Source organism: Pseudomonas sp. BSw22131 (assembly GCF_026810445.1).
In the GTDB taxonomy this organism is placed as follows: Bacteria; Pseudomonadota; Gammaproteobacteria; order Pseudomonadales; family Pseudomonadaceae; genus Aquipseudomonas; species Aquipseudomonas huanghezhanensis.
The window spans coordinates 2,682,495-2,709,083 of the sequence record NZ_CP113949.1; the positions used below are offsets into that span (position 1 = coordinate 2,682,495).

The 26,589-nt window shown below is 60.1% G+C and carries 24 protein-coding genes and 1 tRNA gene; 14 read left to right on the forward strand and 11 right to left on the reverse strand.

Translation table 11 applies throughout. From position 1 onward, the window contains the following. Nucleotides 1–65: 65 nt before the first annotated feature. Entirely contained in the window at nt 66–1,247 is a 1,182-nt protein-coding gene (locus tag OYW20_RS11970) for a XylR family transcriptional regulator (RefSeq protein ID WP_268800883.1), read from the forward strand. A gap of 65 nt (nt 1,248–1,312) precedes the next feature. Further along, nucleotides 1,313–1,388: transfer RNA gene (locus OYW20_RS11975), tRNA-Asn, on the forward strand. Between the two features lie 9 nt (nt 1,389–1,397). Here OYW20_RS11975 and OYW20_RS11980 read toward each other — a convergent pair. The 6 genes from OYW20_RS11980 to OYW20_RS12005 all read right to left on the reverse strand — a co-directional run bounded on the left by OYW20_RS11980 (nt 1,398) and on the right by OYW20_RS12005 (nt 6,510). Next, nucleotides 1,398–1,907, reverse strand: coding sequence for a hypothetical protein (locus OYW20_RS11980; RefSeq protein WP_268800884.1), 510 nt, complete (start codon nt 1,905–1,907; stop codon nt 1,398–1,400). Between the two features lie 283 nt (nt 1,908–2,190). Further along, nucleotides 2,191–3,165 carry a 5-oxoprolinase subunit C family protein gene (locus OYW20_RS11985; RefSeq protein ID WP_268800885.1) on the reverse strand — a complete coding sequence of 325 codons (975 nt, stop codon included), beginning with the start codon at nt 3,163–3,165 and terminating at the stop codon, nt 2,191–2,193. Further along, nucleotides 3,162–4,034 carry a 5-oxoprolinase subunit B family protein gene (locus OYW20_RS11990; RefSeq protein WP_268800886.1) on the reverse strand — a complete coding sequence of 291 codons (873 nt, stop codon included), beginning with the start codon at nt 4,032–4,034 and terminating at the stop codon, nt 3,162–3,164. Before OYW20_RS11990 ends, OYW20_RS11985 begins: the two co-directional genes overlap by 4 nt. After that, entirely contained in the window at nt 4,031–5,404 is a 1,374-nt protein-coding gene (locus OYW20_RS11995) for an acetyl-CoA carboxylase biotin carboxylase subunit (RefSeq protein ID WP_268800887.1), read from the reverse strand. Before OYW20_RS11995 ends, OYW20_RS11990 begins: the two co-directional genes overlap by 4 nt. Nucleotides 5,405–5,414: 10 nt before the next feature. Further along, nucleotides 5,415–5,660 (reverse strand): acetyl-CoA carboxylase, encoded by a 246-nt coding sequence (locus OYW20_RS12000; RefSeq protein WP_268800888.1) that lies wholly within the window; start codon nt 5,658–5,660, stop codon nt 5,415–5,417. 91 nt (nt 5,661–5,751) lie between these two features. Further along, complete coding sequence (locus OYW20_RS12005) at nt 5,752–6,510, reverse strand: 5-oxoprolinase subunit PxpA (RefSeq protein WP_268800890.1); 759 nt, start codon at nt 6,508–6,510, stop codon at nt 5,752–5,754. Nucleotides 6,511–6,635: 125 nt separating this feature from the next. On the opposite strand from OYW20_RS12005, the gene OYW20_RS12010 reads away from it, so the two are divergent. Beyond that, nucleotides 6,636–7,553 (forward strand): LysR family transcriptional regulator, encoded by a 918-nt coding sequence (locus OYW20_RS12010; RefSeq protein ID WP_268800891.1) that lies wholly within the window; start codon nt 6,636–6,638, stop codon nt 7,551–7,553. Between the two features lie 25 nt (nt 7,554–7,578). On the opposite strand, the gene OYW20_RS12015 is transcribed toward OYW20_RS12010, so the two are convergent. Beyond that, on the reverse strand, nt 7,579–8,895 hold the full coding sequence (locus OYW20_RS12015; RefSeq protein ID WP_268800892.1) for an NTP/NDP exchange transporter: 1,317 nt from the start codon (nt 8,893–8,895) through the stop codon (nt 7,579–7,581). A gap of 20 nt (nt 8,896–8,915) precedes the next feature. Further along, nucleotides 8,916–9,842, reverse strand: a complete 927-nt coding sequence (locus tag OYW20_RS12020) for an aldo/keto reductase (RefSeq protein WP_268800893.1) — start codon at nt 9,840–9,842, stop codon at nt 8,916–8,918. 296 nt (nt 9,843–10,138) lie between these two features. Between OYW20_RS12020 and OYW20_RS12025 the strand changes: the two genes are divergently transcribed. From OYW20_RS12025 to OYW20_RS12065, 9 genes are all read left to right on the forward strand, one after another. Beyond that, complete coding sequence (locus OYW20_RS12025) at nt 10,139–10,363, forward strand: hypothetical protein (RefSeq protein WP_268800894.1); 225 nt, start codon at nt 10,139–10,141, stop codon at nt 10,361–10,363. A 455-nt stretch (nt 10,364–10,818) separates the two neighbouring features. Then, nucleotides 10,819–12,468, forward strand: coding sequence for a malate dehydrogenase (quinone) (gene mqo / locus OYW20_RS12030; RefSeq protein WP_268800895.1), 1,650 nt, complete (start codon nt 10,819–10,821; stop codon nt 12,466–12,468). 238 nt (nt 12,469–12,706) lie between these two features. Continuing rightward, nucleotides 12,707–14,332 (forward strand): NADP-dependent glyceraldehyde-3-phosphate dehydrogenase, encoded by a 1,626-nt coding sequence (locus tag OYW20_RS12035; RefSeq protein ID WP_268800896.1) that lies wholly within the window; start codon nt 12,707–12,709, stop codon nt 14,330–14,332. Nucleotides 14,333–14,459: 127 nt separating this feature from the next. After that, the gene (locus tag OYW20_RS12040) at nt 14,460–15,059 is read left to right on the forward strand and encodes a biliverdin-producing heme oxygenase (RefSeq protein WP_408005512.1); all 600 of its coding nucleotides are present in this window, start codon (nt 14,460–14,462) and stop codon (nt 15,057–15,059) included. 604 nt (nt 15,060–15,663) lie between these two features. Further along, nucleotides 15,664–16,551, forward strand: coding sequence for a DMT family transporter (locus OYW20_RS12045; protein ID WP_268800898.1), 888 nt, complete (start codon nt 15,664–15,666; stop codon nt 16,549–16,551). A gap of 60 nt (nt 16,552–16,611) precedes the next feature. Continuing rightward, nucleotides 16,612–17,571, forward strand: coding sequence for a 3-hydroxyacyl-CoA dehydrogenase (locus OYW20_RS12050; protein WP_268800899.1), 960 nt, complete (start codon nt 16,612–16,614; stop codon nt 17,569–17,571). Nucleotides 17,572–17,726: 155 nt separating this feature from the next. Then, a complete protein-coding gene (locus tag OYW20_RS12055; protein WP_268800900.1) occupies nt 17,727–18,494 on the forward strand; it encodes a 3-hydroxyacyl-CoA dehydrogenase in 768 nt (255 codons plus the stop codon). Between the two features lie 14 nt (nt 18,495–18,508). Continuing rightward, nucleotides 18,509–19,711 (forward strand): acetyl-CoA C-acyltransferase, encoded by a 1,203-nt coding sequence (locus OYW20_RS12060; RefSeq protein ID WP_268800902.1) that lies wholly within the window; start codon nt 18,509–18,511, stop codon nt 19,709–19,711. A 91-nt stretch (nt 19,712–19,802) separates the two neighbouring features. Next, entirely contained in the window at nt 19,803–20,576 is a 774-nt protein-coding gene (locus OYW20_RS12065; protein WP_268800903.1) for an enoyl-CoA hydratase, read from the forward strand. Here OYW20_RS12065 and OYW20_RS12070 read toward each other — a convergent pair. Then, entirely contained in the window at nt 20,563–22,098 is a 1,536-nt protein-coding gene (locus OYW20_RS12070; protein WP_268800905.1) for a contractile injection system protein, VgrG/Pvc8 family, read from the reverse strand. The genes OYW20_RS12065 and OYW20_RS12070 overlap by 14 nt on opposite strands. A 337-nt stretch (nt 22,099–22,435) precedes the next feature. Here OYW20_RS12070 and OYW20_RS12075 point away from each other — a divergent pair, with 337 nt between their 5' ends. Continuing rightward, nucleotides 22,436–23,140: a YebC/PmpR family DNA-binding transcriptional regulator gene (locus OYW20_RS12075; protein ID WP_268800907.1), complete on the forward strand. Its 705-nt coding sequence runs from the start codon at nt 22,436–22,438 to the stop codon at nt 23,138–23,140. Between the two features lie 47 nt (nt 23,141–23,187). Here OYW20_RS12075 and OYW20_RS12080 read toward each other — a convergent pair whose 3' ends face one another. After that, nucleotides 23,188–24,498 carry a leucine-rich repeat-containing protein kinase family protein gene (locus OYW20_RS12080; protein ID WP_268800908.1) on the reverse strand — a complete coding sequence of 437 codons (1,311 nt, stop codon included), beginning with the start codon at nt 24,496–24,498 and terminating at the stop codon, nt 23,188–23,190. 92 nt (nt 24,499–24,590) lie between these two features. Continuing rightward, nucleotides 24,591–25,139: a TetR/AcrR family transcriptional regulator gene (locus OYW20_RS12085; protein WP_268800909.1), complete on the reverse strand. Its 549-nt coding sequence runs from the start codon at nt 25,137–25,139 to the stop codon at nt 24,591–24,593. A gap of 105 nt (nt 25,140–25,244) precedes the next feature. Between OYW20_RS12085 and OYW20_RS12090 the strand changes: the two genes are divergently transcribed. Continuing rightward, nucleotides 25,245–26,492, forward strand: a complete 1,248-nt coding sequence (locus OYW20_RS12090; protein ID WP_268800910.1) for an MFS transporter — start codon at nt 25,245–25,247, stop codon at nt 26,490–26,492. Nucleotides 26,493–26,589: the final 97 nt, after the last annotated feature.

A 26,589-nucleotide genomic window follows, 5' to 3' on the forward strand; every position in this document is an offset into this window, starting at 1 on the left:
GATTTTAAGTATTGAGCCCAGGCGCCCACCGGCCTAGTCTGTGACGACTGGCCCGGAGCACAACAATGAAAACCGTCCCGCCCGTCCACCGCATTGCGCTGCTGTTCAACGGCAGCAAAATCTACGATCGCGGCATCATCAGCGGCATCGGCAACTACCTGAGCAGTACGCGCGCCTCCTGGGATCTGTTTCTGGAAGAAGACTTTCTGTGTCGGCTCAAGGGCATCGAACGCTGGAACGGCGACGGGATCATTGCCGACTTCGACGACCCGGCCATGGGTCCGGCCCTCGCGGGGATCAAAGTGCCGGTGGTGGCGGTGGGTGGCTCTTATGAAGACATAAGTGCGTATCCCCGAAACATTCCCTACGTCGCCACCGACAACTTCGCACTCATCGAGTTGGCGTATCGGCATTTGATCGATGCGGGGCTGAAGCAATTCGCCTGCTTCAGTTTGCCGGAGGCACAAACCAATCGCTGGGCGCAGGAGCGTGAAAAGGCGTTCAACCGCTTGCTGGCGCGTGACGGCCTGAAAGGGCAGGTGTATCGAGGGCTTAATACCAGCGCGCCGTCCTGGGACAGCGCGGTGGAACAACAGATTGCCTGGCTGCGAAGTTTGCCCAAGCCGATCGGCGTCGTGGCGGTCAGCGACGCTCGCGCCCGTCAACTGCTGCAAGCATGCCTGACCGCCGGGATCGCGGTGCCCGAGCAAGTGGCGCTGATCGGTATCGACAACGATCCACTGACTCGCACCCTCACGCGCGTGCCGCTCAGTTCGGTGGTTCAGGGCACCGAGCAAATGGGGCGTACCGCCGCGCGGCTGTTGCACCAGATGCTTCACGGCATGCCTTCGACGGGCACGCAAGTGTTGCTGCCGCCCGAGTCGATCAACGTTCAAACCTCAAGCCTGCATCAACCGCTGGGGCATCCGTATGTGATGCAGGCCCTGCATTTCATTCGCCAGTACGCGTGCCAAGGGATAAAAACCGCTCAGGTCGCCGGGTATGTCGGGATATCGCGCTCATCGCTGGAGGCGCATTTTCGCAGCGAGTTGGGACGCAGCGTTCACGACGAAATCCTGCGGTTCAAGCTGACCGCCGCTGCCGCGCATCTGGAAAAAAGCACCTGCGGTATTGCCGATATCGCGCAAAATTGCGGTTTCAAATCCGCCCAGTACCTGCACACGGTGTTCAAACGGGAGTTCGGCTGCACGCCACGCGAGTATCAACAGGAACGCCCGCGCGACTGATCCAGGGGCTGTTTTTTGTTGCCCTCGCTTGACTTCCCTTTTTCAATCAGTAAGATAGCGCGCATTCCGCGATAGCTCAGTTGGTAGAGCAAGTGACTGTTAATCACTGGGTCCCTGGTTCGAGTCCAGGTCGTGGAGCCAGTCAACGTTTCAGAGAGGGCTTTTAAACTCTTTGAAACATCCGAAAAACCCGCCTTTTGGCGGGTTTTTTCGTTTGTCAGCCCCGGGCCGACAGCAGTCACTGAAAACCCCTTCAGCGAATTCGCAATGAGCTTCCATTACCCGCTTCACTCCGACCGCCACCCCCCACACCAGGTAGGAACCACGCAGGCCAAAACGGCCAAAGAACGCCTGCAGGTTAAGAGTCGTCAGGCAGTAGTTGGCCGTGTTGATCGGGGTTTGAGTGGCCCGTACAAACAGCAACCCCCACAAGCCCATCAATTGCACAATCACCATCACCACCGAGACTTCGGTCAGCGCGTCTTCGTGGGGAATGCTGCTGACCCAATAGATACCTGCCGCACCGTTTAGCAGGAACGTCACCGCGTAGAACGGCATACCGAAGTTCCAGCGACCGTGATACTCGGCGTCTTCAGGCTTGCCGAAACGGGCGCAGTCGAACGTGAACAGCATCAACACCCAGACACCCATGTACGCCACAAAGCAATCCCGCCAACCATGCCAGTGACGCACCGACCACGATGTAAAACATCGCACTGCACACCGCCCACCAAGCCATGGTCAGGGACAGTCGCCCCGTACGCGACTGGGAGGGAACAGGTTGATTGGCCGGGTCTTGCCCGGTCTGACTCGGTTGCGCTGAAGCAGCCATATGCGTGAACTCCAAATCCAGTCAAAGGTTCAAGCGCGGGCAGCCGACACCGCACCGGAGTGCGGCGTTGGCTTACCGTTTGGCATTACCCGCGCGATGAGGCGGGCAGGATCAGGAAGGGAACAGCCTGGTCAGGCAGCTGAGTTTTTTCCTATAAGAGCTTCGTGCTTCCAGCGCCTCTTCGAGGGTCACCGCAACAAACCGGGCCTTCTGGTTGGGTTGCATCTGGCCGATCAAGTCGAGGTCGGCGCTGATCACCGTGCCAATCATCGCGTAGCCGCCACCGGACACGGCGTCACGATGCAGCACGATGGGTTCGAGCCCGGCGGGCACCTGGATCGAGCCGATCGGGTAGCAACTGTCGACGATGTTCGACGGATCGGAACCGGCGCCGAAGGGTTGCTCACGGGGCTGAAAACTCAGCGCGCTGCCGCCCTTGAAGCGATAGCCGATGCGGTCGGCTTCTGAACCGACCGTCCATGGCTCGGCGAAAAAGCTATGTGCGGCGGATTCGGTCAAGCGGTGATAGTACAGACCTGGCACGACGCGAAGCGTCATTTCGCCGCCCAAAGACTGGCGCAACGCCATGGGTAAACTGGCCCCAGCGCGGCCCTTGCCACTGGCGATGCCCACCGGCAGCTCATCGCCCGCCATCAGACGACGCCCCTGAAAACCGCCCAATGCGCCGAGGGCATAGGTCGAACGACTGCCAAGAACGATTGGCACATCAATCCCTCCCGCCACCGCCAGATAGGTACGGGCACCGGCCTTGGGAAAGTCAAAGCGCAGCACTTGCCCGGCCTTCACCGAGAACGCTGTGTCAGGGTGCATTTCGATGCCATCGACACGTGGCGTCATGTGCGCGCCGCAGACCGCCACGAGAGCATCTTCCTGAAACTCCAGCTCCGGCCCCAGCAGCGTGCATTCCAGCGCTGCCAAACCTGCCGGGTTACCGACCAGTTGATTGGCTGCACTCAAGGCGTATTGATCGAGCGCACCGGACGGTGGGATGCCCAAGTGGTAATAACCTTCGCGGCCCAGGTCCTGCACAGAGGTGGCGAGACCGGGTTTGAGTACCTTGATCATGCCAACGCCTCCTGCAGCGATTTGGGATAGCCAACGGGGTCGGCCAGAAACGCGTCCAGTGAAAATTCCACCGGCCGAATCAGCAGATCGAAGCGCCCGGCTTCGACCTCGGTCACTGCGTGGTCATAGGCCTCACGGTCCATCGGTTTGAACTGCACGATGTCCCCTGGGCGGAAGAACACCATGTGCTCTTTCAGGTAAGTCAGCTTCTGCTGCGGGTCGTAGATCGGCGCCGGCGTGACACCAAACATCTGATACCCCCCGGCGCCGCGTACCGAGTAGATGCAGCCAAAGCAACCGCCATGACCCAAGGTCAATCTGGGCGTGTCGGTGCGGGGGCGCAGGTACTTGGGCACCTGCAACTGACGCTCGCGCTCGACCATCTGGAACATGAACGGCAGCCCGGCAACGAAGCCGACCATCGAGACGAACCACGGCGCACCACTGTGGGCGGCGATGAAGGCATCGACGTCCGCCATGCCATTGATCCGCGCGGCGTATTCAAGGTCCGTGGCGCTTGGGTCCTGATGGCGGTCACGAAAGCGCATCAGGGTTTCGTGGGTCCAGGGGTCGTTGTAGAGCACCGGAATTTCGATGATCCGTGTCTGCAATGTGCGTTCTGCGACCGCCTTGGCCTCTGCGTCCTTCACGGCTTCGAGCAAGGCGTGAGGCGCGATGCGGTCGGGGTCAAAACGAATCTGAAATGATGCGTTGGCCAGACAGACATCAAGCACGCCATCCAGCGCCAGCCTCTCTACGGCGCGGGTGACCGCCAGTCCCTTGAAGAAAGCTTCAAGGGACATGCTGTCGCTGACCTCGGCGAATAAGTGTTCATCGGCGCCAAAGCTATAGCGGATGGGAGTACTCATGCTTCACCTCCACTGCGGCGCTCGGCCAGCCAGGTTTCAAGAGTGCCGGTGTGGAAGTCGGCGCTGTGCAGCCAGGCTTGTTGCAATAGTTCGCCGTGGAGCGCCAGGGTATTGGCCATGCCGGTGAGCGTGGTCTGCCTTACTGCAACCTGCGCAAGGGCCAAAGCCTGGGCGCGATCAGCGCCATGCACGATCAGCTTGGCCAGCAACGAGTCATAGTACGGCGGCACACGGTAGCCTTCATAAAGATGCGTATCGACGCGAATGCCTTCGCCTTCAGGCCAGATCAGTTCTTCTACCAGCCCCGGGCTGGGAAAGAAGTCCCGCGCCGGGTCTTCAGCGTTCAAGCGCATTTGCAGAGCGGCGCCGTTGAGCCGGATGTCACTTTGCGTGAAGCCCAGTGGTTCACCACCGGCAATGCGTAGCATGGCTTGCACCAGATCGATGCCGGTGATCAATTCGCTGACAGGATGTTCCACCTGAATCCGCGTGTTCATTTCGATAAAAAAGAACTCGCCGGTGGCGTCGTCATATAAATACTCCAGCGTGCCGGCACCCTTGTAACCAAGGGATTCGGTCAGGCGCACGGCACTGGCACAAAGCGTTTCGCGTTGCTGCTGGCTGAGAACCGGCGACGGTGCTTCTTCAAAAATCTTCTGCCGGCGACGTTGCAACGAGCACTCACGTTCGAGCAGGTGCACTGCGTGCTGACCGTCGCCCAACACCTGCACTTCAATGTGCCGGGCCTGGCTGATAAACCGCTCCAGATACACCGCGCCGTTGCCGAACGCAGCCTGGGCTTCGCGCTGGGAGCGGGGAAATTCCTCTGTCAGTTGTTGGGCATTTTCCGCCAGGCGAATACCGCGCCCGCCACCACCGGCCGAGGCTTTGATCAACAGGGGAAACCCGACTGATTCGGCAGCCTTTAGCGCCGACTCAACGTCAAGCAATTCGCCTGGAGAACCCGGTACCACCGGCACGCCGGCCTCTTTCGCGGTGCGTCGGGCTTGGGCCTTGTCGCCCATGCGTCGTATCGTCTCCGGGCTTGGTCCGACGAAAATCGCCCCGGCGGCAAGGACCGCTTCGGCAAAATCGGCGTTTTCTGAGAGAAAACCATAACCGGGGTGTACCGCGTTGGCGCCGGTCGCTTTCAATGCCCCGAGCAAAGCCTCGACGTTCAGGTAACTTTTATCGGCGCGAGCCGGGCCGAGGATATGGACTTCATCGGCCATGCGCGCGGCCTGGGAATCGGCGTCGGCTTCGCTGCATGCCGCAACGGTGGGAATGCCCAGCGCTTTGGCGGCGCGGATAATCCGCACCGCGATCTCACCACGGTTGGCGATCAATAATTTACGAATGCCCTGAGTCATGATTGCGCCCTCACTCGTCGTCGAGTGTTGCGACGGCCTGACCCGGCTCCACCGGATCACCGTCTTCTACCAGAAATGCGCTGAGGCGACCGGCTGTACCGGCGGTCAGTTCGCAAAACTGCTTCATCACTTCGATCAAGCCAATCACCGTGTCGGCACTGATTTGCGCGCCCACCTCGACGAAGTTCGCCGATTCGGGCGTCGCTTTGCGATAGAAAGTCCCGGGCAGCGGGGTGATTACAGTGTGTTCGGCCATGTCTGTTCCTCTTGGAATAGTTGTAGAAAGGCAGGCAAAAATGGATGGCTGTGCAAACCCTGGCCTCTGTGGGCCAGGTGTTTGTCCTGATTTAGCGCGGTGCGCGAACCGCGATCCCGGCGCTATCGAGTGCATAACGCGTGGCTTGCACCAATGCCAGAGCGCCCGGGGTGTCGCTGTGCAAACAGATGGAATCAAATTCAATCGCCAGATCTTCCCCCTCGACCGTACGCACCAGGCCCTCCTGACAGGCACGCAGCACTCGCGCGGCGACCTGCGATGGATCGTAGGCACGGACGTTGCGGGTGAAGACGATGGAGCCGCTGATGTCGTACTCGCGGTCCGCGTAGAACTCACGGATGACTGGCTGCCCGAGTTCATTGGCGATGCGCCAGATGACGGAATCGGGCATGCAATACAGCAGCAGCTCAGGCTCAAGGTGCTGGAGATTTTCCACCAGCAAACGGGCGGCCTGTTCGTCCCGGGCCAAGTGCATGTAAAGCGCGCCATGGGGCTTGATGTGTTGCAAGGCCACGCCTTGAACCCGGGCGAGTTCACGCAGAGCACCCAATTGGTAAAGCATGTCGTCCACCAGCTCTTGGGCGGGCGCGTTGATGTGCCGGCGACCGAATCCAACCAGGTCGCGAAACCCCGGGTGCGCGCCGATGGCCACGCCCAGGCGCTTGGCCTGCTCGACCGTGCGGCGCATCGTGCCGGGGTCGCCGGCATGAAAACCGGTGGCGATATTGGCTGAACTGATGAAGCCCATCAGTTCAGTGTCGACGCCATCGCCGATGGTCCACGGGCCGAAGCCTTCACCCATGTCCGAGTTGAAATCTACTGCTTGCATAACGCTCGCTCCTGACGCTTGTGACTTCATGCAAGCCAAGTTAGATTCCTCCTTGCCCCTTGGGAAGATCTATTATTAGATGGGGTATCTTCTGAAAAACAGATACCTCGTCAGCTGGAGTTTCCATGTCAATGACCTTGCGCCAGGTCCGCTATTTCGTAGCCACTGCCGAGATTGGGCAAATCTCCCAAGCAGCGATTCATTTGAATATTTCTCAGTCGGCGGTGACCACAGCGATCAAGGAACTGGAAGGCATGCTCGGCACGCTGCTGTTCCACCGCTCGGCCCAAGGCATGAGCCTGACCAATGCCGGGCGGCACTTTCTGAACCGGGCCTATGTGATTTTGCGCAGCGTCGATGACGCGTTGAACAGTCCGTTGCCAGACATCCGTGCCAGCGGCCTGTTACGTTTGGCCGCGAGCTACACGGTGATCGGCTACTTCCTGCCGCACCATTTGCAACGGCTTGAACACTGGCATCCTGACGTGACCATCCAGGTCAACGAACAGGAACGGACGGCCATTGAACAAGGCCTGCTGGAAGGGCGCTTCGACATGGCCGTGGTGCTCACGGCGAACCTCACTCACCCGGACATCTTCTCGGAAATTCTCTTCAACTCGGAGCGCAGGCTGTGGCTGCCCAGCCACCATCCCCTGTGTGAGCGTTCGGCGGTCAGCCTCGCCGACGTGGCAAAGCAGCCCTACATCCTGCTGACCGTCGATGAAGCCGAACAGAGCGCCATGCGTTACTGGGAACACGCTCACCAGCAACCCAACGTGCGAGTACGCACCAGTTCAGTAGAAGCGGTGCGTAGCATGGTCGCCAATGGCAGCGGCGTGGCGATCCTTTCGGACTTGGTCCACCGCCCTTGGTCGCTGGAGGGTAAACGGATTGAGACCCTCACCATCACTGACAAGGTGACGCCCATGAGCGTAGGGCTGGCGTGGCATCGTGAACGTGTATTCAGTCCGGCGATGCAGGCCTTTCGAAATTACTTCCACGATGCATTTTTGGCCCCCCAACAGCATTCCGCCCGACGCTGAATGACGTTGCAAAAAAGCTCAGCACTCAGCTGACCTGTTTTTTGCCCGCGATTTCACTCCCCGCATCAGCCTTGCGGCCCAGGTACCAGCCGGTTACCGCCCAGATTGCTGCGCACACCGCACCGACTACGGCCACCAGCGCAGTGCCCTGACCCAGCATGTCCAGCAGGCTTTTTGCCCATGCGCTGATCGCGTCGCCGCCGCGGTAAACCACGGTGTCTATGAAGTTCTTGGCCTTGTATTTGGTCTCGGCGTCCAGCGGCGCAAACAGCATTTCGCGACCAGGGCGGATAAACGCATATTCGCCGATGCGCCGCACAATCATCAGGCCTGCCAGCATCGCGAACGTTGGGGCGAGCGCCAGCCCGATAAACCCAGCGCACACCAGCGCCGGCACAGCGAACAGCAGTGAGCTGACGCCAAAGCGCTGGGCGATGCGCCCGGTGATGAACAACTGCGAAACCAGCGCCCCGGCCTGCACGGCGAAGTCAATCAGGCCGAACACGCGAATCTGCTCCCCGCGCGTAGTGAACAGTTCGGCCACCAGCCGCGCCTGCTCGAAGTAAAGAAAGGTGCTGGCCGTGGCCAACAGCACCACAAACAGACATACCCCCAGTAAATACGGCGAGCGCAACACTTTGGTGATGCCGCTGAAGGGGTTGCCGGCGACCGGCTTGCGGGGGCTTTCCGATGGGGGGGAGTCCGGCCTGCCAGCGCCGCCGTATTCACGCCACGCCATGAGATAGCGCTTGAGTGCCAGTGCTGCCAGCAGCAACACAGCGCTGAACAGCGCAAGCCCGGCTTGTCCGAGCACATCGATAGAGAAAGCGCTGATCAGCGGACCTATCAGTCCGCCGACGCTGGCGCCCGCCGCAATGAATGCAAACAGGCGACGAGCCTGCGCACTGTCAAACGCGTCAGCCATCAGGCTCCACGCTACCGATACCACATACAGGTTGTAGACCGAGATCCATACATAGAACGTGCGCGCTAGCCAGACGCTGTCGTCGTGCAAGGCAAACGTCACGGCGAACAGCAGCAGATTGATGGCGAAGAACCCGTATACCCAATCGACGAACTGCACCCGGGCAACCACCGAATTGAGCCAGCCGAACAATGGCACCGCGATCAACATGACGACGAAGGTCGCGGTGAACAGCCATTGCAGGTTTTCGACTCCGCCCTGAATGCCCATCGCCTCGCGGATCGGCCGGAGCATGAAGTACCCGCAAAACAGGCAGAAGAACAACCCAAAGCCGGCCAGCGCCGGACACAGTTCATCCGGCTCGGCATTGATGGCGCGGGCAACTCTGTGCCGCAATGGGTGATCGGGGGCAGACAATGGCTGACTCCTGTCGACGGTCAAGCGAACAGTTGGACGATTCGCTCGCGCAAGTCTGCGTCAGGTAATCGGCCCTGGCCCGCCAACAGGTTGTCGGCGGCATAACGCGGATTGCTGGTGGCCGGAATCACCGTAGTGATGGCCCGATTGGCGAGCACGAACTTGAGCATCAACTGCGCCCACGAGCTGGCGTCCAGCTCAGACGACGCCCAGTCCGGCAGGGGCTTGCCCTTGACCTTGGCAAACAGCCGTCCGGCTTCGAAGGTGCGATTGGCCAACACCGCCACGCCATGGTCCGCGCACCAAGGCAGCAGGCGTTTCTCGGCGTTGCGCGCGCCCACCGAATAATTGACCTGGACAAAATCGACTTTGTCTTTTTGCAGCGCTGCCAGCAAGTCATCGTGGGCCGACTCGACGTAGTGGGTCAGCCCGACATAACGAATGCGCCCTTGTTGCTTGAGTTCGCGCAGGGTCTGCAGTTGGGTGGAGGTGTCTTGCAGGTTATGCACCTGAATCAGGTCGATGCGCTCGGTCTGCAGTTGCTTGAATGTCTGCTCGATCTGCCGCATCCCGGCCTCGCGCCCGGTGGCTGAAACCTTGGTCGCGAGGAACGCCTGTTTGTGTGCGTTGGCGCGGGTCAGCAATTCACCGGTCACCGCTTGCGACTCGCCATAACTGGGCGCGGTGTCGATCAGCCTGGCGCCTCCTGCCAGCAGCGTTTTCAGGACCTCAAGGGCGCTGTTCATTTCTTCGGACGCAACGCTGATGTCGAATGTGCGCGAAGTGCCCAGGCCGATCACCGGCAAGTCCTCGCCAGTGGCCGGGATTTTGCGCGTCAACAGGCCGCTGGCGGCAAAGGCTGGCAGCACGGGAGACAGCGCTGCCATGGCGGTGAGGGCGGCACTGGCCTGCATGAAGTCGCGACGGCTGAACGAGTGAATAGGCATGAAGAAGCTCCTTTCGTCCTGAGTTGTATCGAGGCGTTCTAACAGCGTTGTCATCGATAGAAGCACATCTGCGGCCAGGTCACGGACGCGCAGTGACGAGGGGAATGGAAATGTTTTGCAAATCATTTCCCTGTGTGGGCGGCTCAGCTACATGACGGTGCTGAGGGAGATGAGGTTTGGTCTGAAGATTGCACTGCGTCAGGTCAGCGAACCGTTTGACCGGTTATTGACGCTGATGGATTTCCATACCCACGCAACGACGGGCTCCACGTGGAGCTTTTGTCATGGAGTCGACCTTGAGCACCCTCGCAGAAATCGCCGCTAACCTGCTTAAACGTGAGCCACGCGCTGAAACGCTGTTATCGAACACGGCTGCACTGGATGCCGCGACGTGGGATGAGCTGATGCCGTTTGCGAGCGAGGAGGTGATGGGAAATCAGGCATCGGCAATGCAGGCTCAGATTGCCTCGCCGCGCAGGGGATTGACGGTGCTGCAATTGATCAACGGCGGATTGGCCTGACGGTGTGTCCCTGGATTCTGTAGGCGCGAATTCGTTGGCGAGCCGATCTGAGCGACGCCTCCGATTCCACCTCGGAAGGCGCAAAAAAACCGCCGTAAAACTGCGTTCTTGAGGTGCTCCGGACAGATGGCGCGAATTTATAGTTCAAAGTTTTTCCGACAGAGCGGCCTGCGGGATAGGCGTATGGCGCGCGGTCCCCTATAATCCGCCGCTCGAAAATTAACGATGCTCCATTCGAATTTAGTGTCACCCAAGCAGCTGAAGCCAATGACTAACAAGAAGTCAGCGCAGGAGGGGGCTAAAAGTGAGGTCGATGTTTGTATTTCGACCTTGTATGTCCACACTTGATTTTCTGAGTGCGGGAGCCTGCGGCATGCAGCAGTGCGTGCGGTGAACCAAGGCATTTCGTGATCAGGGACGGTGAACGGACGGCGTTCTATCCTAGGTATTACTGCATGTTCAAAAAAGTAAACACGGCGCTCTTGGGTCTGGCCATGTCGGTTGGGTTCATGCCCGCTCACGCAGCCGAGGCAAAGAAAGTAGATGTGCTGCTGGTTGGCGGCGGCATCATGAGCGCGACCCTGGGCGTATGGCTCAACGAGCTTGAACCAGGCTGGACCATGGAAATGGTCGAGCGCCTTGACGCTGTCGCCGAAGAAAGCTCCAACGGCTGGAACAACGCCGGTACTGGTCACTCCGGTCTTGCCGAGTTGAACTACACGCCAGAAGACAAAGACGGCAAGGTCAACATTTCCAAAGCCATCGAGATCAACGAAGCCTTTCAGATCACGCGTCAGTTCCTGGCCTGGCAGGTCAAGAGCAGCGTCCTGAAGAACCCGCATTCGTTCATCAACTCCACTCCGCACATGAGCTTCGTGTGGGGCGATGAAAACATCAAATTCCTGAAGAAGCGTTACGAAGCGCTGCAAGCCAGCCCGTTGTTCCGCCCTATGCAGTATTCCGAAGACCCGGCGCAGATCGCCAAGTGGGTTCCGCTGATGATGGAAGGTCGTGATCCTTCGCAGAAGCTGGCGACCACCTGGACGTCAATCGGCACCGACGTCAACTGGGGTGAAGTCACCCGTCAGTACGTGTCCGCTCTGCAGACCCGCCCGAACTTCGACCTGAAGCTGTCGAGTGAAGTCAACGACATCACGCGCAACAAAGACGGTTCCTGGCACGTTGAGTACAAGAACCTGAAAGACGGCACCACCAGTGCAACGGACGCCAAGTTCCTGTTCATCGGTGCTGGCGGCGGCGCGCTGAAACTGCTGCAGAAATCCGGCGTCCCAGAAGGTAACGAATACGCGGGCTTCCCGGTTGGCGGTTCGTTCCTGGTCACCGAGAACCCGACCATTGCCATGCAGCACATGGCCAAGGCCTACGGTATCGCGTCCACTGGCGCGCCACCGATGTCGGTTCCTCACCTGGACACCCGTGTGCTGGATGGCAAGCGCGTGATCCTGTTTGGCCCATTTGCGACGTTCTCCACCAAGTTCCTGAAAGAAGGTTCGTACCTGGACCTGTTCAGCACCATGACCACGCACAACTTCTGGCCGATGACCAAAGTTGGCGTCGAGCAGTATCCGCTGGTCGAGTACCTTGCCGGTCAGCTGATGCTGTCTGACGATGACCGTTTCAAAGCGCTGCAGGAATACTTCCCGCACGCCAAGAAAGAAGACTGGCGCCTGTGGCAAGCCGGTCAGCGCGTGCAGATCATCAAGCGCGATGCGGACAAGGGCGGCGTGCTCAAGCTGGGCACTGAAGTTGTTTCCTCCCAGGATGGCAGCATCGCAGCTTTGCTGGGTGCGTCCCCGGGTGCTTCGACCGCTGCGCCGATCATGCTGAACGTGATGGAAAAGGTCTTCAAAGACAAAGTCGCAACGCCGGAATGGCAGGCCAAAATCCGCCAGATCGTTCCTAGCTACGGCACCAAGCTCAACGATTCGCCTGCTGCTGTTCAGCAGGAGTGGAATTACACCGCCGAAGTGCTGCAACTGGACAAGCCACCGGTCATTGATCAGACCGTCGCTCCAGCACCTGCTTCCCCGGCTGCGGCCAAGGAAAAGGCCAAGAGCAATCCTGCGGCTGACATGGCTCTGTAAAAACAGCCATGACCTTCTGAAGGCAATCTTCGGGGGTGATTCACCGCAAGACACCTGTCCGGCCCCAGCTTCGCGCTGCGGCCGGACGGTCGTTTCTGAACCCCCGCAATTCAGCCCCCATCCTGTTTGATCGACCTGTCCCGGGTCTCGACGCCTCAAGCCTTTTCCAAGCCGCCCTCTCTGGCGTAGTGTGTTCCAGAATATTACGCACGATTCTGCGATTGAAAGAGGTGAAGAGATGACGCTGCAAAACCGCCTGGACAACCTGTTCCCAAGCGCCGATGAGATCCCCGAGCAATATCGTGCAGGTCCGCCTATCGAACAGCGCGAGTACCTGGTCAACGGGCAGTTGCACACGTGGCAAGGCCCGCTGGCGCCAGTCGTCAGCCCGGTTTCCCTGAAAACCGCCGCAGGTCTGGAGCCGGTGGTGTTAGGCAGCACGCCGCTGATGGATGCAGACACCGCAATGACTGCGCTGGACGCCGCTGTGAAGGCCTGGGACCGAGGGCAGGGCGCGTGGCCTACGATGCGGGTTGCCGACAGGATTCACCACGTCGAGAAATTCCTCAAGGGCATGCGCGAGCAGCGTGATGCCGTGGTCAAGTTGCTGATGTGGGAAATCGGCAAGAACCTCAAGGATTCGCAGAAAGAGTTCGACCGCACCTGCGATTACATCGTCGACACCATCAATGCGCTCAAAGAACTCGACCGTCGCTCCAGCCGTTTCGAGCTTGAGCAAGACACCCTCGGCCAGATCCGGCGTGTGCCGCTTGGCGTGACCCTGTGCATGGGGCCTTACAACTATCCGCTGAACGAAACCTTCACGACCCTGATTCCGGCGCTGATCATGGGCAATCCGGTGGTCTTCAAACCGGCCAAATTTGGCGTGCTGCTGATTCGCCCGCTGCTTGAGGCATTCCGTGACAGCTTCCCGGCTGGCGTCATCAACGTGATCTATGGCAGCGGCCGCGAGACTGTGAGCGCACTGATGGCCAGTGGCAAGATCGACGTGTTCGCCTTCATCGGGACCAACAAGGCCGCCAGCGCCCTGAAGAAACTGCACCCCAAACCCCATCGCTTGCGTGCGGCGCTGGGCCTGGACGCCAAGAATCCGGGGATCGTGCTGGCTGATGTCAACCTGGACAACGCCGTCAGCGAGGCCATCACGGGTGCGCTGTCGTTCAACGGCCAACGCTGCACGGCCCTGAAAATCCTCTTTGTGCACGAAAACGTGGTGGGCAGTTTTCTCGAAAAATTCGAACAGAAACTCGCTGACCTCAAACCCGGCATGCCTTGGGAGCCGGGTGTCGCACTGACGCCGTTACCTGAACCTGGCAAGCCCGATTACCTGCAGGGGCTGGTGGAGGATGCACTGAGCAAAGGCGCTAAAGTGGTCAACGAAGGCGGTGGCGAGATTCATCATCAGTTCTTCTACCCGGCGGTGCTGTACCCGGTGACGCCTGACATGCGTGTGTATAACGAAGAGCAATTCGGGCCGGTCGTGCCGGTGGTGGCGTACCGCGATCTGGACACTGTGATCGAGTACGTCCTCGACTCGGATTTCGGCCAGCAACTGAGCATCTTCGGCAACGATCCCAAACAGGTCGGCCGGTTGGTGGACGCGTTCGCCAATCAGGTGGGGCGCATCAACATCAATGCGCAGTGCCAGCGTGGGCCGGACAGTTTCCCGTTCAACGGCCGGAAAAACTCAGCGGAAGGCACTTTGTCGGTTGACGACGCGTTGCGCGTATTCTCGATTCGCACGCTGGTGGCCACCAAATTCCAGGAGAGCAACAAGGCGTTGATCAGCGACATCATCCACGACCGGGAGTCGAGTTTTTTGACCACCGATTACATCTTCTGACGTGCGATTGTTTCGAGCCTGAGCAGGCGACCATGACTACCCGACGGGGGTCTGGTCCCTGCATAATGCCGCCACTTCCATCCATTTGGATCGCCCCTTGATCGACACTCTTTCCGAACGCGAGACCTTGCTGGTGGCGACCCACGGCCAGCCGGTCTTGCAGCGCTTGCGCGAGGCCACCGGGCAATCGCACAAGTCCCTGGAGGACCGTCTGCCGTTTATGCGCGCAGAGTTGGATCGCGGCCTGTACGTGAGGCTGATCCAGGCGTACTACGGTTTTTATCAGCCACTGGAGCGTGTCATCGCCGAGCTGCCGGCAGACAGCCCGACGGCCCATCAACGGTTTAAAGTGCCTGCGCTGCTACGCGATCTGACAGCGCTGGGCATGTCCCAAGCGCAGATCGATGCGTTGCCGTTCTGCGTCGAGTTGCCATCGCTGCGCAGTCCGCATCGCTTGCTCGGCACGCGCTACGTGATCGAAGGCGCGACGCTGGGCGGCCAGGTGCTGCGGCGTGTAATCAAAGACAAACTGGGGATCGAAGCCGACTGCGGCGCCGAGTTTCTGGACGTTTACGGGCGGTCCACCGGCCCCTTGTGGAAAGCCTTTCTTACGGACTTGGCGCAAGCCGATGATCCTGCGCACAACGATCAAGTGGTGGATGCGGCCTGCGAGACCTTTCGCTGTTTCGAGCAATGGCTCGACAAGGCGCAGGTGCTCAGCGCGTGAACGTCCTTTAACCGCTGACATCGCCTCGCTAACACGTTGGTTCGTTGAGTCCACTACATCCTGCAGAGCTTCATCAGAAGCTTGCCGGTGGATGTCGCGCATACGGTGGCTCAGACAGATTGCATCGCGGCCTCGCTTTGGCTCGTCAACTCCTACAAAAGCGACAGCGTTTGCCCACACAACGCACATCACGTTAGCGCGATCATGCGGCGTTCCCGCAATGCCACCAATCTGGTTGGAGCAAGGTGCGCCCGCGATGCTACCAATCTTGTTGGCGAGGCTTGCCCGCGAAGCTGCGTGGCGCGCTCGCGAAGCCATGTATCAATACCGGCCTCTCGCCAAAACGTTGGTTTTAAAGGGAGCACTCTGTAGGCGCGAATTCATTCGCGTGGCGCCATAACGGGCTCGCCTGGAACACGTCTCGCCACCACGTGGGCTCCTACAGATTTGGGTGCGCTGGGGCAGGGTCGCAGCAAAAATAACCAAATGTTTCAGCATTGCTTGGTCATCCGTCGGCAGCTTCTATATTCTTTCAGCGTCCACCTGACGCTGTTCGAATCGATGACGGTGGGCCACGTATTCACGCACGGCCAAAGGAAACCTGATGAGTACCCCCAGCACGCCACTTTCCGGCGTCAACCAGCCACTCAAGGGCATCGCGTTCATTGTCCTGGCCACCTTCCTGTTTTCCAGCCACGACACCCTGTCCAAATTCCTCTCCGGTATCTACCCCATCATCATGGTGGTATGGGTGCGCTATCTGGTGCATACGCTGTTGATGGCCAGTATTTTCATGCCTTCTTCGGGGCTTCGCGTGTTGCGCACTAAAAAGCCCGGCTTGCAGGCGCTCAGGGCCGGATGCCTGTTGGGGACCAGCCTGCTGTTCACCAGCGGGCTGATGTTCATTCCCTTGGCCGAAGCCACTGCCGTCAACTTCCTCGCTCCACTGCTGGTCACGGCGTTGTCGGTGCCGCTGCTCAAGGAGCATGTGACGCGTGGGCAATGGATTGCCGTACTCGTTGGCTTCAGCGGGGTGATGATCATCATTCACCCCGGTGGCGAGCTGTTCACGCCAGCGGTGCTGTTGCCGCTCGGGTCGGCGATGTGTTTTGCCTGCTATCAGTTGCTCACTCGCCTGGTCGCCGCCCACGACAGCCCGACCACCAGCAACTTCTTTGCCGGGCTGTTCAATACGCTGGTGATGAGCGCGCTGGTGCCTTTTTTCTGGCAATCGCCGCAGTGGAAGCACATTCCGCTGATGCTGGCGCTGGGCACCTGCGGCATGGTTGCGCACCTGCTGCTCACGCAGGCGTTTCGCTTTGCAGCGCCGGCCATGCTTGCGCCGTTCGGCTACTGCCAGATCGTATTTGCCGGGCTGCTGGGCTTCATCTTCTTCGACCACGCGCCGTCGCTCACCGCGCAGGCAGGCATCGCCATCATCTGCCTGAGCGGCCTTGCGGCGGCCTGGCAACAACGCAAGAAGGGCAACTGATTCGATCAAGCCGTCGCAGGCCCGGGCCCGTCACAACCAACCGTTGCAATGAGGTGCGCCATGAACGAACTCGACACGTTGATCAAGGGCCGCTCAATCGCCATCGTCGGCGCGGGGCTGGTGGGGGCCGGTTGGGCATTGGTGTTTGCGCGTGCAGGGCTTGCGGTCAAGATCTTCGACGCCAACCCGGTAATTGCCAACGCCGCCATCCCGCTCATCGAGCAGCAACTGGTTGAGCTACAGGCCCATGGGCTGATCAACGAGCCTGCCGCTGACATCGTTGCTCGCCTGAGCCTGGCCACTGACTTGGCCGATGCCATCGACGGCGCTGCTTATCTACAGGAATCGATTCTGGAGCGCGTTGAGCTCAAGCGTGCCTTGATGGAAGACCTGGAAGCGCTGGCTGACGCTGACCTGATCATTGGCAGTTCCAGTTCAGGCATTGTCGCCTCGGCGTTCTCCAGCGGATTGAAGATTGCCGCGCGCGTGGTCATCGCACATCCGGTCAATCCGCCGTATCTGGTGCCGGTGGTGGAAATCGTTCCGTCTGCCGAGACATCTCCCCAGACCGTGGCGTTTGTCTCGGCACTGATGGAGGCGGTCGGGCAAAGCGTGGTGCACGTGCGCAAGGAGGTCGAAGGCTTCGTGCTGAATCGTCTTCAGGCGGTGTTGCTGCGCGAAGCCTGGGCGCTGGTCGAAGAGGGCGTTGCCAGCTGCGAAGACATCGACAAGACCGTGCGCGACGGCCTCGGCTGGCGTTGGTCGTTCATGGGGCCGTTTGAAACCATCGACCTCAATGCGCCCGGCGGCATCGCCGATTACGCCGTGCGGCTTGGCCCGCTTTACCGCTCGATCGCAGCATCCGGCAAGCATGACCAGCAGTGGAGCGACGCGCTGATCGGCGAAGTCGAGTCCCAGCGTCGTGGCTTTTTGCAGCGTGGCGATCTGGAGCAAAGGCGCGCTTGGCGTGACCGCAAGCTGATGGCCCTCAGCGCAGCGAAGCGCGACGCCTCAGAGTAAGCCGCGGACAATTTCGCCTTTCACCGAGCGTCCTTGAACGAGGCTCGCCGGCCTGTCCAAAACGCTCAATCAATCTGCGTGCTTTGACTATTGCTCCCGGGCAGTACACGGCGGAGTATCTGCCGTAACAATAAAAGTCGAAGGAAGACAGGGTCATGCAGATTGAAGGCAAGGTATTTCTGGTCAGTGGCGGCGCGTCGGGCCTTGGGGCGGCAACCGCGCAGATGCTGATCGAAGCGGGCGCCAGGGTCATGTTGGTGGACCTCAACGCCGAGGCCGTTCAGGCCCGCGCCCAAGCCCTGGGCGACAATGCGCGAGCCACCGTGGCCGATGTGACACAAGAAACCGCCGCAGAGGCGGCAGTCGACAACGCGCTGCGCGAGTTTGGCCAGCTGCACGGTTTGATCAACTGCGCTGGCATCGTTGGCGCGGAAAAAATCCTCGGCAAGGACGGCCCGCACAGCTTCGACAGCTTCAGCCGGGTGATCAACGTCAACCTGATTGGGAGCTTCAATCTGCTGCGCCTTGCGGCAGCAGCCATCTCGCAGGGCACGGCCGATGAAGGCGGCGAGCGCGGCGTGATTATCAACACCGCCTCTGTTGCTGCCTATGACGGCCAGATCGGCCAGGCCGCGTATGCCGCCTCAAAGGGTGCCATCGTCAGCTTGACCCTGCCCGCAGCGCGTGAGCTGGCGCGATTCGGCATCCGCGTCATGACCATCGCCCCGGGGATTTTCGAGACGCCGATGATGGCGGGCATGACCCCCCAAGTGCGCGAAAGCCTGTCAGCCGGCGTGCCGTTTCCGCCCCGTCTGGGCAAGCCAGGCGAGTACGCGGCGCTGGTCCGCCACATCATCGAAAACAGCATGCTCAATGGCGAGGTCATCCGTCTGGATGGCGCCTTGCGCATGGCGGCGCGTTAACCGAGGAGCTTTTTATGGCAGCTATCCACTCTCCAGAAAGTGATCCGGTGGTGATCGTGAGTGCCGTGCGCACACCCATGGGCGGTTTTCAGGGAGACCTGAAAAGCCTCACGGCCCCGCAGTTGGGGGCCGCGGCCATCCGTGCAGCTGTTGCGCGCGCGGGCATTCAACCGATCGAGGTCGATCAAGTGTTTTTCGGCTGCGTCTTGCCAGCAGGTCTGGGTCAGGCGCCAGCGCGTCAGGCAGCGCTCGGTGCAGGTTTGAGCGACAGCACCCTGTGCACGACGCTCAATAAAATGTGCGGTTCGGGCATGCAGGCGGCCATCCTTGCCCATGATGGGTTGCTGGCGGGCAGCACGGACGTGGTGATCGCAGGCGGCATGGAAAGCATGTCCAACGCCCCGTATTTGTTGAGCAAGGCGCGTGGCGGTTATCGCATGGGTCATGGTCAGGTGATTGACCACATGTTTCTCGATGGCCTGGAAGACGCCTACGAACCCGGCCGGCTGATGGGGACTTTCGCTGAGGATTGCGCTGGGCTCGAAGGCATCAGCCGCGAAGCGCAGGATGATTTTGCCGTCGCCTCATTGAAGCGTGCCCAAGATGCCATCAAGGAGGGTCGCTTTCAGTCGGAGATCGTGCCTGTGCAGGTGATTGACGGTAAGGAACAGCGCACCATCACCGACGATGAGCAGCCGCCGAAAGCGCGGCTGGAAAAAATCCCACAGCTCAAATCGGCCTTTCGCGAAGGCGGAACGGTCACGGCTGCCAACGCCAGTTCGATTTCCGACGGTTCCGCTGCGCTGGTAATGATGCGTCAGTCGCAGGCCGACCGCCTCGGGCTGGCACCGATCGCGGTCATACGCGGCCACAGCGCTTACGCCAGCGAACCCGCCTTGTTCCCTACCGCGCCTATTGGTGCCATCGAAAAGCTGATGAAAAAGACCGGTTGGTCGCTGGCCGAGGTGGACCTCTTCGAGATCAACGAGGCGTTCGCGGTGGTGGCGCTCGTCGCCATGAAAAAGCTGCAACTGCCCCACGCCAAAGTGAACGTTAACGGCGGCGCCTGTGCATTGGGTCATCCCATTGGTGCCTCTGGCGCACGCATTCTGGTGACGTTGATCGCTGCGCTGAAGCAACGGCAACTCACCCGCGGCGTGGCGGCGATCTGTATCGGCGGCGGCGAAGCGACTGCGATGGCAATAGAAATAATTTAATCTTTATAAATCAATAACCTGAATTTAATAGCTAGAAACTACATGAGAATATTCGGTTGTTTCTCGATAAACAGGATATGGAACAAAAACAATGAGTTATGAATCAATCCTCAAAGAAGTCAAAGGTCGGGTCGTGCTGCTTACGCTCAACCGTCCCCAGGCTCTCAACGCGCTGAATGCGCAAATCATCACCGAACTCAATCATGCGCTGGACGAGATCGAGCGCGATCCAGATGTAGGTTGCGTGGTCCTTACCGGTTCCTCCAAGGCTTTCGCAGCGGGCGCTGACATCAAGGAAATGGCTGAACTGAAGTACCCGCAAATCTATCTGGATGACCTGTTCAGCGAGAGCGACCGCGTGGCGGGGCGACGTAAACCGATCATCGCAGCGGTGGCAGGCTTCGCGCTGGGTGGTGGCTGTGAACTGGCGTTGATGTGCGACTTTATCCTGGCCGCTGATAACGCACGCTTCGGGCAACCGGAAATCAAGCTGGGTGTGTTGCCCGGCATGGGTGGCACCCAGCGCCTGACGCGTGCCATCGGCAAGGCCAAAGCCATGGAGATGTGCCTGACCGGCCGCCTGCTGGACGCGGTTGAGGCCGAACGCGCAGGTCTGGTGTCACGCATCGTGCCGCTGGATCAATTGCTGGAGGAGGCGATCAAAGTCGCGACGGCCATTGCCGGCAAATCGCTACCGGTCGCCATGATGGTCAAGGAAAGCGTCAATCGGGCCTTTGAGGTCAGCCTGTCGGAAGGTATCCGCTTCGAGCGTCGTGTGTTTCATTCCGCCTTCGCCAGTGAGGACCAGAAGGAAGGCATGGCAGCGTTCATCGAAAAGCGTGAGCCGCACTTCAAGCATCGGTAAGCGCACTGAATGTCAGGCGATCCGGGGCCAGTTCCAGCGTCGCCTGCGAGGTCCGCACCTGAAGCGTCTGGGTACCGCGCAGTGTCAGATGCTCGCCGGGCGCCAAGCGTAAGCCTGTGAGGTCTGTCTCGTTATCGACGCCGCTGGAGACGCTTGAGCCGAGCATCGCCTGCTCGACAAGGGTTCGCTGCACGATGCCGCAGATCAATGGCTGGTCAGGGTCATCTTCAAAAAAACGCACCGCGACGGCGGTTGTTTCAGGGCTGATGTCTACCCCACGGCAGAGTCTGGCCCAACTGTCTTCGCCGCCTTTCTCTGCGCAGGCAGGCTGCCAGTCGAAGCGCAGCCTCAGCCTTCCCGGTGCATCGGATTGCTGCGGTGCAGTCAGCGTTGCGACCTGCGTGTCGCTGACCGCAGGTTTTGGGTGATCGAGCGACGGTCTGAACGGCATGGCCCACGGGAGGACTGCAAACTCATTCTGGTAACGACAGGTCGAGATGCGCGTGCCCGCCGGTACTGCGCTGATCGGCAACGAACAGCCTGAGCGCAGGGTGCGCCTCGCCAGGGTGGCCTGGACAATCGCGGCGATATCCTGCCGATCACCGCCCTTGAGTACGCTCAGTTGAATGCCCTCGTGACGAATCTCAGTCAGCAGCCACTGATCGTTCATGAGTCGGTCCGGATGCTGGCCGACTTGCATGATCTGCCCGCTCACCAGCGCTGGCTGGTTGCTACGACCTTTTATCACGCGCCGCTCGCAGCGCAGTCGCTCCAGTGTCCTGGCGCTGATCTGACGCTGTTGCGCGGTGTGGCTGGCGGAAGGTTGATTGCGACATGCGTGGCTGCTGTAACTGGGGCGAATTGCAAACTGTTCGGCCAGATGCGTGATGCCCGGCTCGCCGTCGTCTTGTGGGCTGATGACCTTCACCGCCCGCGACTGCATCAACGCCGGAAAGGTGGCCGGATCGTCACCAAAAATCAGCGTATGGCCGCCAGGGGTGTGCTCGAAGCGGAAGCTGATGCCTTCTTCTTCGCACAGCCGTTGCAGCAAATGAAGGCTGTTTTCCCGGTATTGCACGCAGTGCTCGCGCGCCGGGTAAACGCCGCTGATGGGATCGAACCGATAATCCACGCCGCCCGAGGCGCCGTCCTCAAGCAAGTGGCTGATGATCTGCGGCACGCTCATGCCATTGAAGGTCCGGCGACTGCGCGGCTCGGCCAGTCGCATCAGGCCTGGCACTAGGGTGACCCGGTAGAGGCTCAAGCTGGTGCCCGCGTGCAGCAAGAGGGCTTCGTCGATACAGCCATGGATGCCTTGACAGGGCGCGCCGAAGGCCAGATAGGCGCTGATGCCTCGCAGGCTGGCGCAATCAAGGTCCGGGTGCCGGCTGACCAGGTCCACGTCGAATCGATAGGGCTGGTTCAGCGCCTCATGGCCTGAAAAACCAACGACCCGCAGGTCCATCTGGCTGTCATTGATTGCCAGTGTCAGTGGCCCTTGCTTGTCTTGGGGTATTGGCATCGTCTCTTACCTTGGGAATCAGGGTGCAGAGGGTACGAAAAGCAGGGCTGTGGCGTCAGGGCTGGCGAGTATTTCGGAAAAGGACTACACCGCGCATCTGCATGACACCTGCTACGAACCGGCCTGAGCGAAGCAACTTAAATGCTTCGGTTTGATCGATGGTGTGCCGCCAGGGGTTTCATCTGGCGTCAGCGCGTATAAAATGCGCCGGCGTTGCGGGTTTCCCCGACGCGTCGGCGACAGTCACTATTTTTCAGCGCTTATTGTCCCGCGAACGGCACGCCATGCCGGTCGCCGGTCCCTGACAGTAAGACGCCATCGAAACAAGAGAGCACTCATGGGCGCACAGTGGAAGGTCAAGCACAAAGAAGCAGCAGCCAATGCCAAGGGGCGTATTTTCGGCAAGCTGTCCAAGGAAATCATGATTGCTGCGCGGTCTGGCGCTGATCCAGACATGAACTCGCGCTTGCGGCTGGTGGTAGAGCAGGCGAAAAAAGCTTCGATGCCGCGTGAAACTCTCGAGCGAGCTATCAAGAAGGGTGCCGGTTTGCTCGGTGAGCATGTGCACTTCGAGAAGCTGACCTATGAGGGCTTTGCGCCGCACAAGGTGCCGGTGATCGTCGAGTGCCTGACCGACAACATCAATCGCACGGTGTCTGAAATCCGCGTGCTGTTCCGCAAGGGTCAGTTGGGCGCAGCGGGCTCTGTGTCGTGGGATTTCCTGCATCAAGGGATGGTCGAGGCTGTTCCGGTCAGCTCTGAGGCCGACCCTGAAGAGGCAGCCATCGAAGCCGGCGCTCAGGATTTTGAGGCAGGTGAGGAGGGCGCCACTGTGTTCTTCACTGAAATCACTGACCTGGACGCGGTCTGCAAGGCGCTCCCAGAGCACGGATTTACCGTGCAATCGGCTCACATTGGTTACCGCCCAAAAAGTTTCGTTGAAGGTTTGACCGACGAGCAGATGGCTGAAGTCGAGGCGTTTCTCGAAGCCATCGACGGAAACGATGACGTGCAGAACGTCTACGTCGGCCTCGCAGGCTGAAACCAGACCTTTGCGGCAACCCTGGCGGTCGCCGCATAGCAGAACTATCAGGCGCGTCGCAATGCGCTGATTGCCGACAGTCTCTGCGCTATCTCTGAAAACCCAGGCCGTTGCGCAACCACAGGTTGAGTGCAATCGGCTTGCAGCGCATTCAGGCGGGCTTCCATGTCCGCATCCATTGCGTCGCAGCGCTCGATCAACTCTCCCAGCAGTATGCCGAACGCCCGTGCCTCGAGGCGCTCAAGCTGCGCGCCGGTGTTGGCATCGGGATAGAACGACGCTGCACCGAAGTCCCCCAGTAAACAGTCTCCGCGCTCGTTCCAGAGAATGTTGTGCCCGTACAGGTCGCCGTGAGTAAGGCCTTGTGCATGCAAATGTGCGGTGGCGGCGGCGATACCGGCGGCAATGTTCAGTGCCACCGAGGGTGAAAACCGACCGTTGCCGTACCTGTCACGGGTGCAGCTTTGCAGGCTCGGTGGACCCGCCAGGTTGGTGAAATCAGGGCTGATCAATTGCATGACCAAGCCATCAACCTCTGCGGGATGGCCGTGGATCTTGCCTTCGACGTTGATCAGATTGGGGTGGTTGCCTGCGGCGATGCAGGCTGCCATTTCATTGAGCGGGGAGCCGTCGCTGGTCACGGCGCCCTTGTACAGCTTGACCGCAACCGCTTGCCGCGTTTGCTGATCGTTGCGCCATAACGCTTGTTGAATCACGCCGGACGCCCCTTGCCCCAATACCTGCTGCAACTCCAGGTCTTGCCAGCGGATGGCATGGATGGGCGTGTCGCCCCGAGGCGATGAAAGCGGGTTGCCGGCGCAGGCCAGCCACGCGAGGGCGGGCATGTTCAGCACCCAGTCAGGGAGTCGCTGAATGTTATTGGCCGAAATCCGCAGCAGTTCCAGGCGTTCGCAACGAGCCAGTGACGCAGGAAGATCGCGCAGCCGGTTGCCAGCCATCATCAGTTTCTGCAGGTATCGGCAGTCGCCCAGCGCTTGGGGCAGCGACTCGATGCGGTTGTCGGTCAGGATCAACGAACGCAGGCGCACAGGCAGTGCGCGCGCTGGCACCTCCTGGATCTGGCACGCCTTGAAACCGACCACTTCCAGTTGCGCGCACTGGCCGATGGCGTCCGGCAGCCGGGTGAAGGGGTTGTTCGAGCAGAACAGGATCTTCAGGTGCGTGAGCCGGTGCAGATCATCGGGCAGCCCGGTCAAGGCGTTGCCGCTCAGGTCGAGTGTTTCCAGTGAGTCGCTGAGGCTGAAGATTTCCGGCGGGAACTCCGTCAGGCCGCAGGCCAGGGAAAGTCGCGTGATACCGGCCAGTTTGCCGGCGCGCAGGTCTGCGAGAGTGTGCATAGAGAGGTCACGGGTGGCAGATTTAGTCGGCCATCATAACGATTTGCGCCGCCGCGAGGCAGTGATGCGCTCCAATCGCGATCGACCGATACTCAGCCCAGGCAGCGGTCGAGCAGTTGATGCATGCGCTCGAGGCTGGGCGGTGTCTCGGCGTAGAGGATGCGGTAGATCATCGGCGCGACAACGGCATCGATCAGCTCGTCAGCAGACGGCGTGCGTTCGCCGCGCTCGCGTGCCCGGTCAATCATGATCTGGAATTGATCGCGAACGATGTTCAGGCATTTGCCCGAGCACAAGGTGGCGCTGCTGGCCACCACATCACGCATCATTTCCCGGCCGGGCTCGGAACTCATTTCATCCAGATAGACTTCGGTCCAGTTGCGCAGGTCGTCACGCAGATTGCCGCAATCGACAGGCTCGTCGGGCCGCAAGCGTTCTACGGCCGCGTCGGCCAGCAAGGCAGTGAGGTCGCCCCAGCGACGGTAGATGGTCGAGGGCGTCACGCCTGCGCGGGCTGCAATGACCGGCACACTGATCGCCGAGCGGTCCTGCTCTTGCAGCAAGTCGCGCACGGCGGCGTAGATGGATGTCTGTACACGAGCACTGCGGCCGCCCGTGCGGATGCCTTCTTTGATAGCCATGAATCGGACCTTAACACAAAGTATTTGCTTTAAGCGGGTTCAGCTCGCACACTCCGTAAAGCTAAGTCTTTGCTTTTGCGTCGTGGTTTTTTGGAGAGTGTACCCGTGTCTGAATCTTTGCAGAACCCGAAAGTCGATGTGAGGGATCGAGGTCACCTGGGTTTCCTCGCGTTCGTCCTCCTGTGCTTCTTCGCAGCGTCCAGCACACCCACGCCGCTTTACCATCTCTACCAACAGGGCTGGGGCTTTTCTCCGGCGCTGCTGACCCTGATCTTCGCCGTGTATGCGTTGAGTCTGCTGGTGGCGCTGCTGGTCTTCGGATCGTTGTCCGATTATCTCGGGCGACGGCCGGTGATCTTTGCCGCGCTGCTGCTGGAGATGCTATCGATGGCGCTGTTCATGGCTGCCAGCGATGTCGGATGGTTGTTGGCGGCTCGCGTGGTGCAAGGTTTTGCGACGGGTATGGCGACCAGCGCGCTCGGCGCGGCGTTGCTCGACACCGACCCCGCGCAAGGTCCACTGGTCAATAGCATCGCCCCCATGTTCGGCATGGCTGCCGGCGCACTGGGCACCAGCGCGCTGGTTGAGTACGCACCGCTGCCGTTGCTGCTCGCGTATGCGGTGTTGCTGGCCTTGTTCACAGCACAAGCGCTTTACCTGTGGCGCATTGAAGAGACCGTTACGCCGCAGGCGGGGGTGTGGGGTTCTTTGCGGCCTTCTTTGCATGTGCCGGCGCAGGCCCGCGGGACGCTCTGGCTGGTCTTGCCTGCGGACATTGCCGCTTGGGCACTGGGCGGTTTTTTTCTGTCGCTGAGTCCGTCACTGCTGGCAGCGGCTACCGGCTCCACGTCGGTGCTCAATGGCGGGTTTGCAGTGGCAGCGTTGACCATCAGTGGCGCCGTGGCGATCGCTTACCTTCGTACTCGCGCACCGGTCCTGGCCTTGTGGGTCGGATGCAGCTTTCTGGCGATGGGCGTGCTGGTGGTTCTCGCGGCGGTCAATCTCGGGCTGCTGTGGCTGTTCTTCGTGGGAACGGTTGTGGCGGGCATCGGCTTTGGTTCGAGCTTTCTTGGGGCGATGCGGCTGTTGTTGCCGCTGGCACATGCTCACGAGCGCGCAGGCCTGATGTCGGCGTTCTACGTGCTCAGTTATCTGGCGTTCTGCGTCCCTGCGTTGATCGCAGGGTTATCGATGAAACAAGTGGGGCTGATTGCGACGACCAACGTCTATGGGGCCATCGTAGTGTTGCTGGCGTTGATCGCCTTGGCGGCCTTGTTGATCCAACGGGCAAACCGGCGAGGATCTCAACCCGTTTCGCTGGAAATCGATCAGGCGCTGGATGAGCCGCGTTAAAAGCTTGCAGCAGGCGCCAGGCTAAAGTTTGTGACGCGTGCGCCGTTATCCTGATTAAGCGGCGCTCTTATCAATCAGGATCGCAACTCACAAAGAC

What these genes read in the sequence shown, in the direction of transcription:
- OYW20_RS12065 (WP_268800903.1), top strand. Translation starts at nt 19,803, where the DNA reads ATGAGTTATGAATCAATCCTCAAAGAAGTCAAAGGTCGGGTCGTGCTG.
- OYW20_RS12005 (WP_268800890.1), bottom strand. Translation starts at nt 6,510, where the DNA reads ATGCAAGCAGTAGATTTCAACTCGGACATGGGTGAAGGCTTCGGCCCG.
- OYW20_RS12020 (WP_268800893.1), bottom strand. Translation starts at nt 9,842, where the DNA reads ATGCCTATTCACTCGTTCAGCCGTCGCGACTTCATGCAGGCCAGTGCC.
- OYW20_RS12080 (WP_268800908.1), bottom strand. Translation starts at nt 24,498, where the DNA reads ATGCACACTCTCGCAGACCTGCGCGCCGGCAAACTGGCCGGTATCACG.
- OYW20_RS12085 (WP_268800909.1), bottom strand. Translation starts at nt 25,139, where the DNA reads ATGGCTATCAAAGAAGGCATCCGCACGGGCGGCCGCAGTGCTCGTGTA.
- OYW20_RS12055 (WP_268800900.1), top strand. Translation starts at nt 17,727, where the DNA reads ATGCAGATTGAAGGCAAGGTATTTCTGGTCAGTGGCGGCGCGTCGGGC.
- OYW20_RS11995 (WP_268800887.1), bottom strand. Translation starts at nt 5,404, where the DNA reads ATGACTCAGGGCATTCGTAAATTATTGATCGCCAACCGTGGTGAGATC.
- OYW20_RS12060 (WP_268800902.1), top strand. Translation starts at nt 18,509, where the DNA reads ATGGCAGCTATCCACTCTCCAGAAAGTGATCCGGTGGTGATCGTGAGT.
- OYW20_RS12045 (WP_268800898.1), top strand. Translation starts at nt 15,664, where the DNA reads ATGAGTACCCCCAGCACGCCACTTTCCGGCGTCAACCAGCCACTCAAG.
- OYW20_RS12010 (WP_268800891.1), top strand. Translation starts at nt 6,636, where the DNA reads ATGTCAATGACCTTGCGCCAGGTCCGCTATTTCGTAGCCACTGCCGAG.
- OYW20_RS11970 (WP_268800883.1), top strand. Translation starts at nt 66, where the DNA reads ATGAAAACCGTCCCGCCCGTCCACCGCATTGCGCTGCTGTTCAACGGC.
- OYW20_RS12035 (WP_268800896.1), top strand. Translation starts at nt 12,707, where the DNA reads ATGACGCTGCAAAACCGCCTGGACAACCTGTTCCCAAGCGCCGATGAG.
- OYW20_RS11990 (WP_268800886.1), bottom strand. Translation starts at nt 4,034, where the DNA reads ATGAGTACTCCCATCCGCTATAGCTTTGGCGCCGATGAACACTTATTC.
- OYW20_RS12000 (WP_268800888.1), bottom strand. Translation starts at nt 5,660, where the DNA reads ATGGCCGAACACACTGTAATCACCCCGCTGCCCGGGACTTTCTATCGC.
- mqo (WP_268800895.1), top strand. Translation starts at nt 10,819, where the DNA reads ATGTTCAAAAAAGTAAACACGGCGCTCTTGGGTCTGGCCATGTCGGTT.
- OYW20_RS12075 (WP_268800907.1), top strand. Translation starts at nt 22,436, where the DNA reads ATGGGCGCACAGTGGAAGGTCAAGCACAAAGAAGCAGCAGCCAATGCC.
- OYW20_RS12070 (WP_268800905.1), bottom strand. Translation starts at nt 22,098, where the DNA reads ATGCCAATACCCCAAGACAAGCAAGGGCCACTGACACTGGCAATCAAT.
- OYW20_RS12050 (WP_268800899.1), top strand. Translation starts at nt 16,612, where the DNA reads ATGAACGAACTCGACACGTTGATCAAGGGCCGCTCAATCGCCATCGTC.
- OYW20_RS11985 (WP_268800885.1), bottom strand. Translation starts at nt 3,165, where the DNA reads ATGATCAAGGTACTCAAACCCGGTCTCGCCACCTCTGTGCAGGACCTG.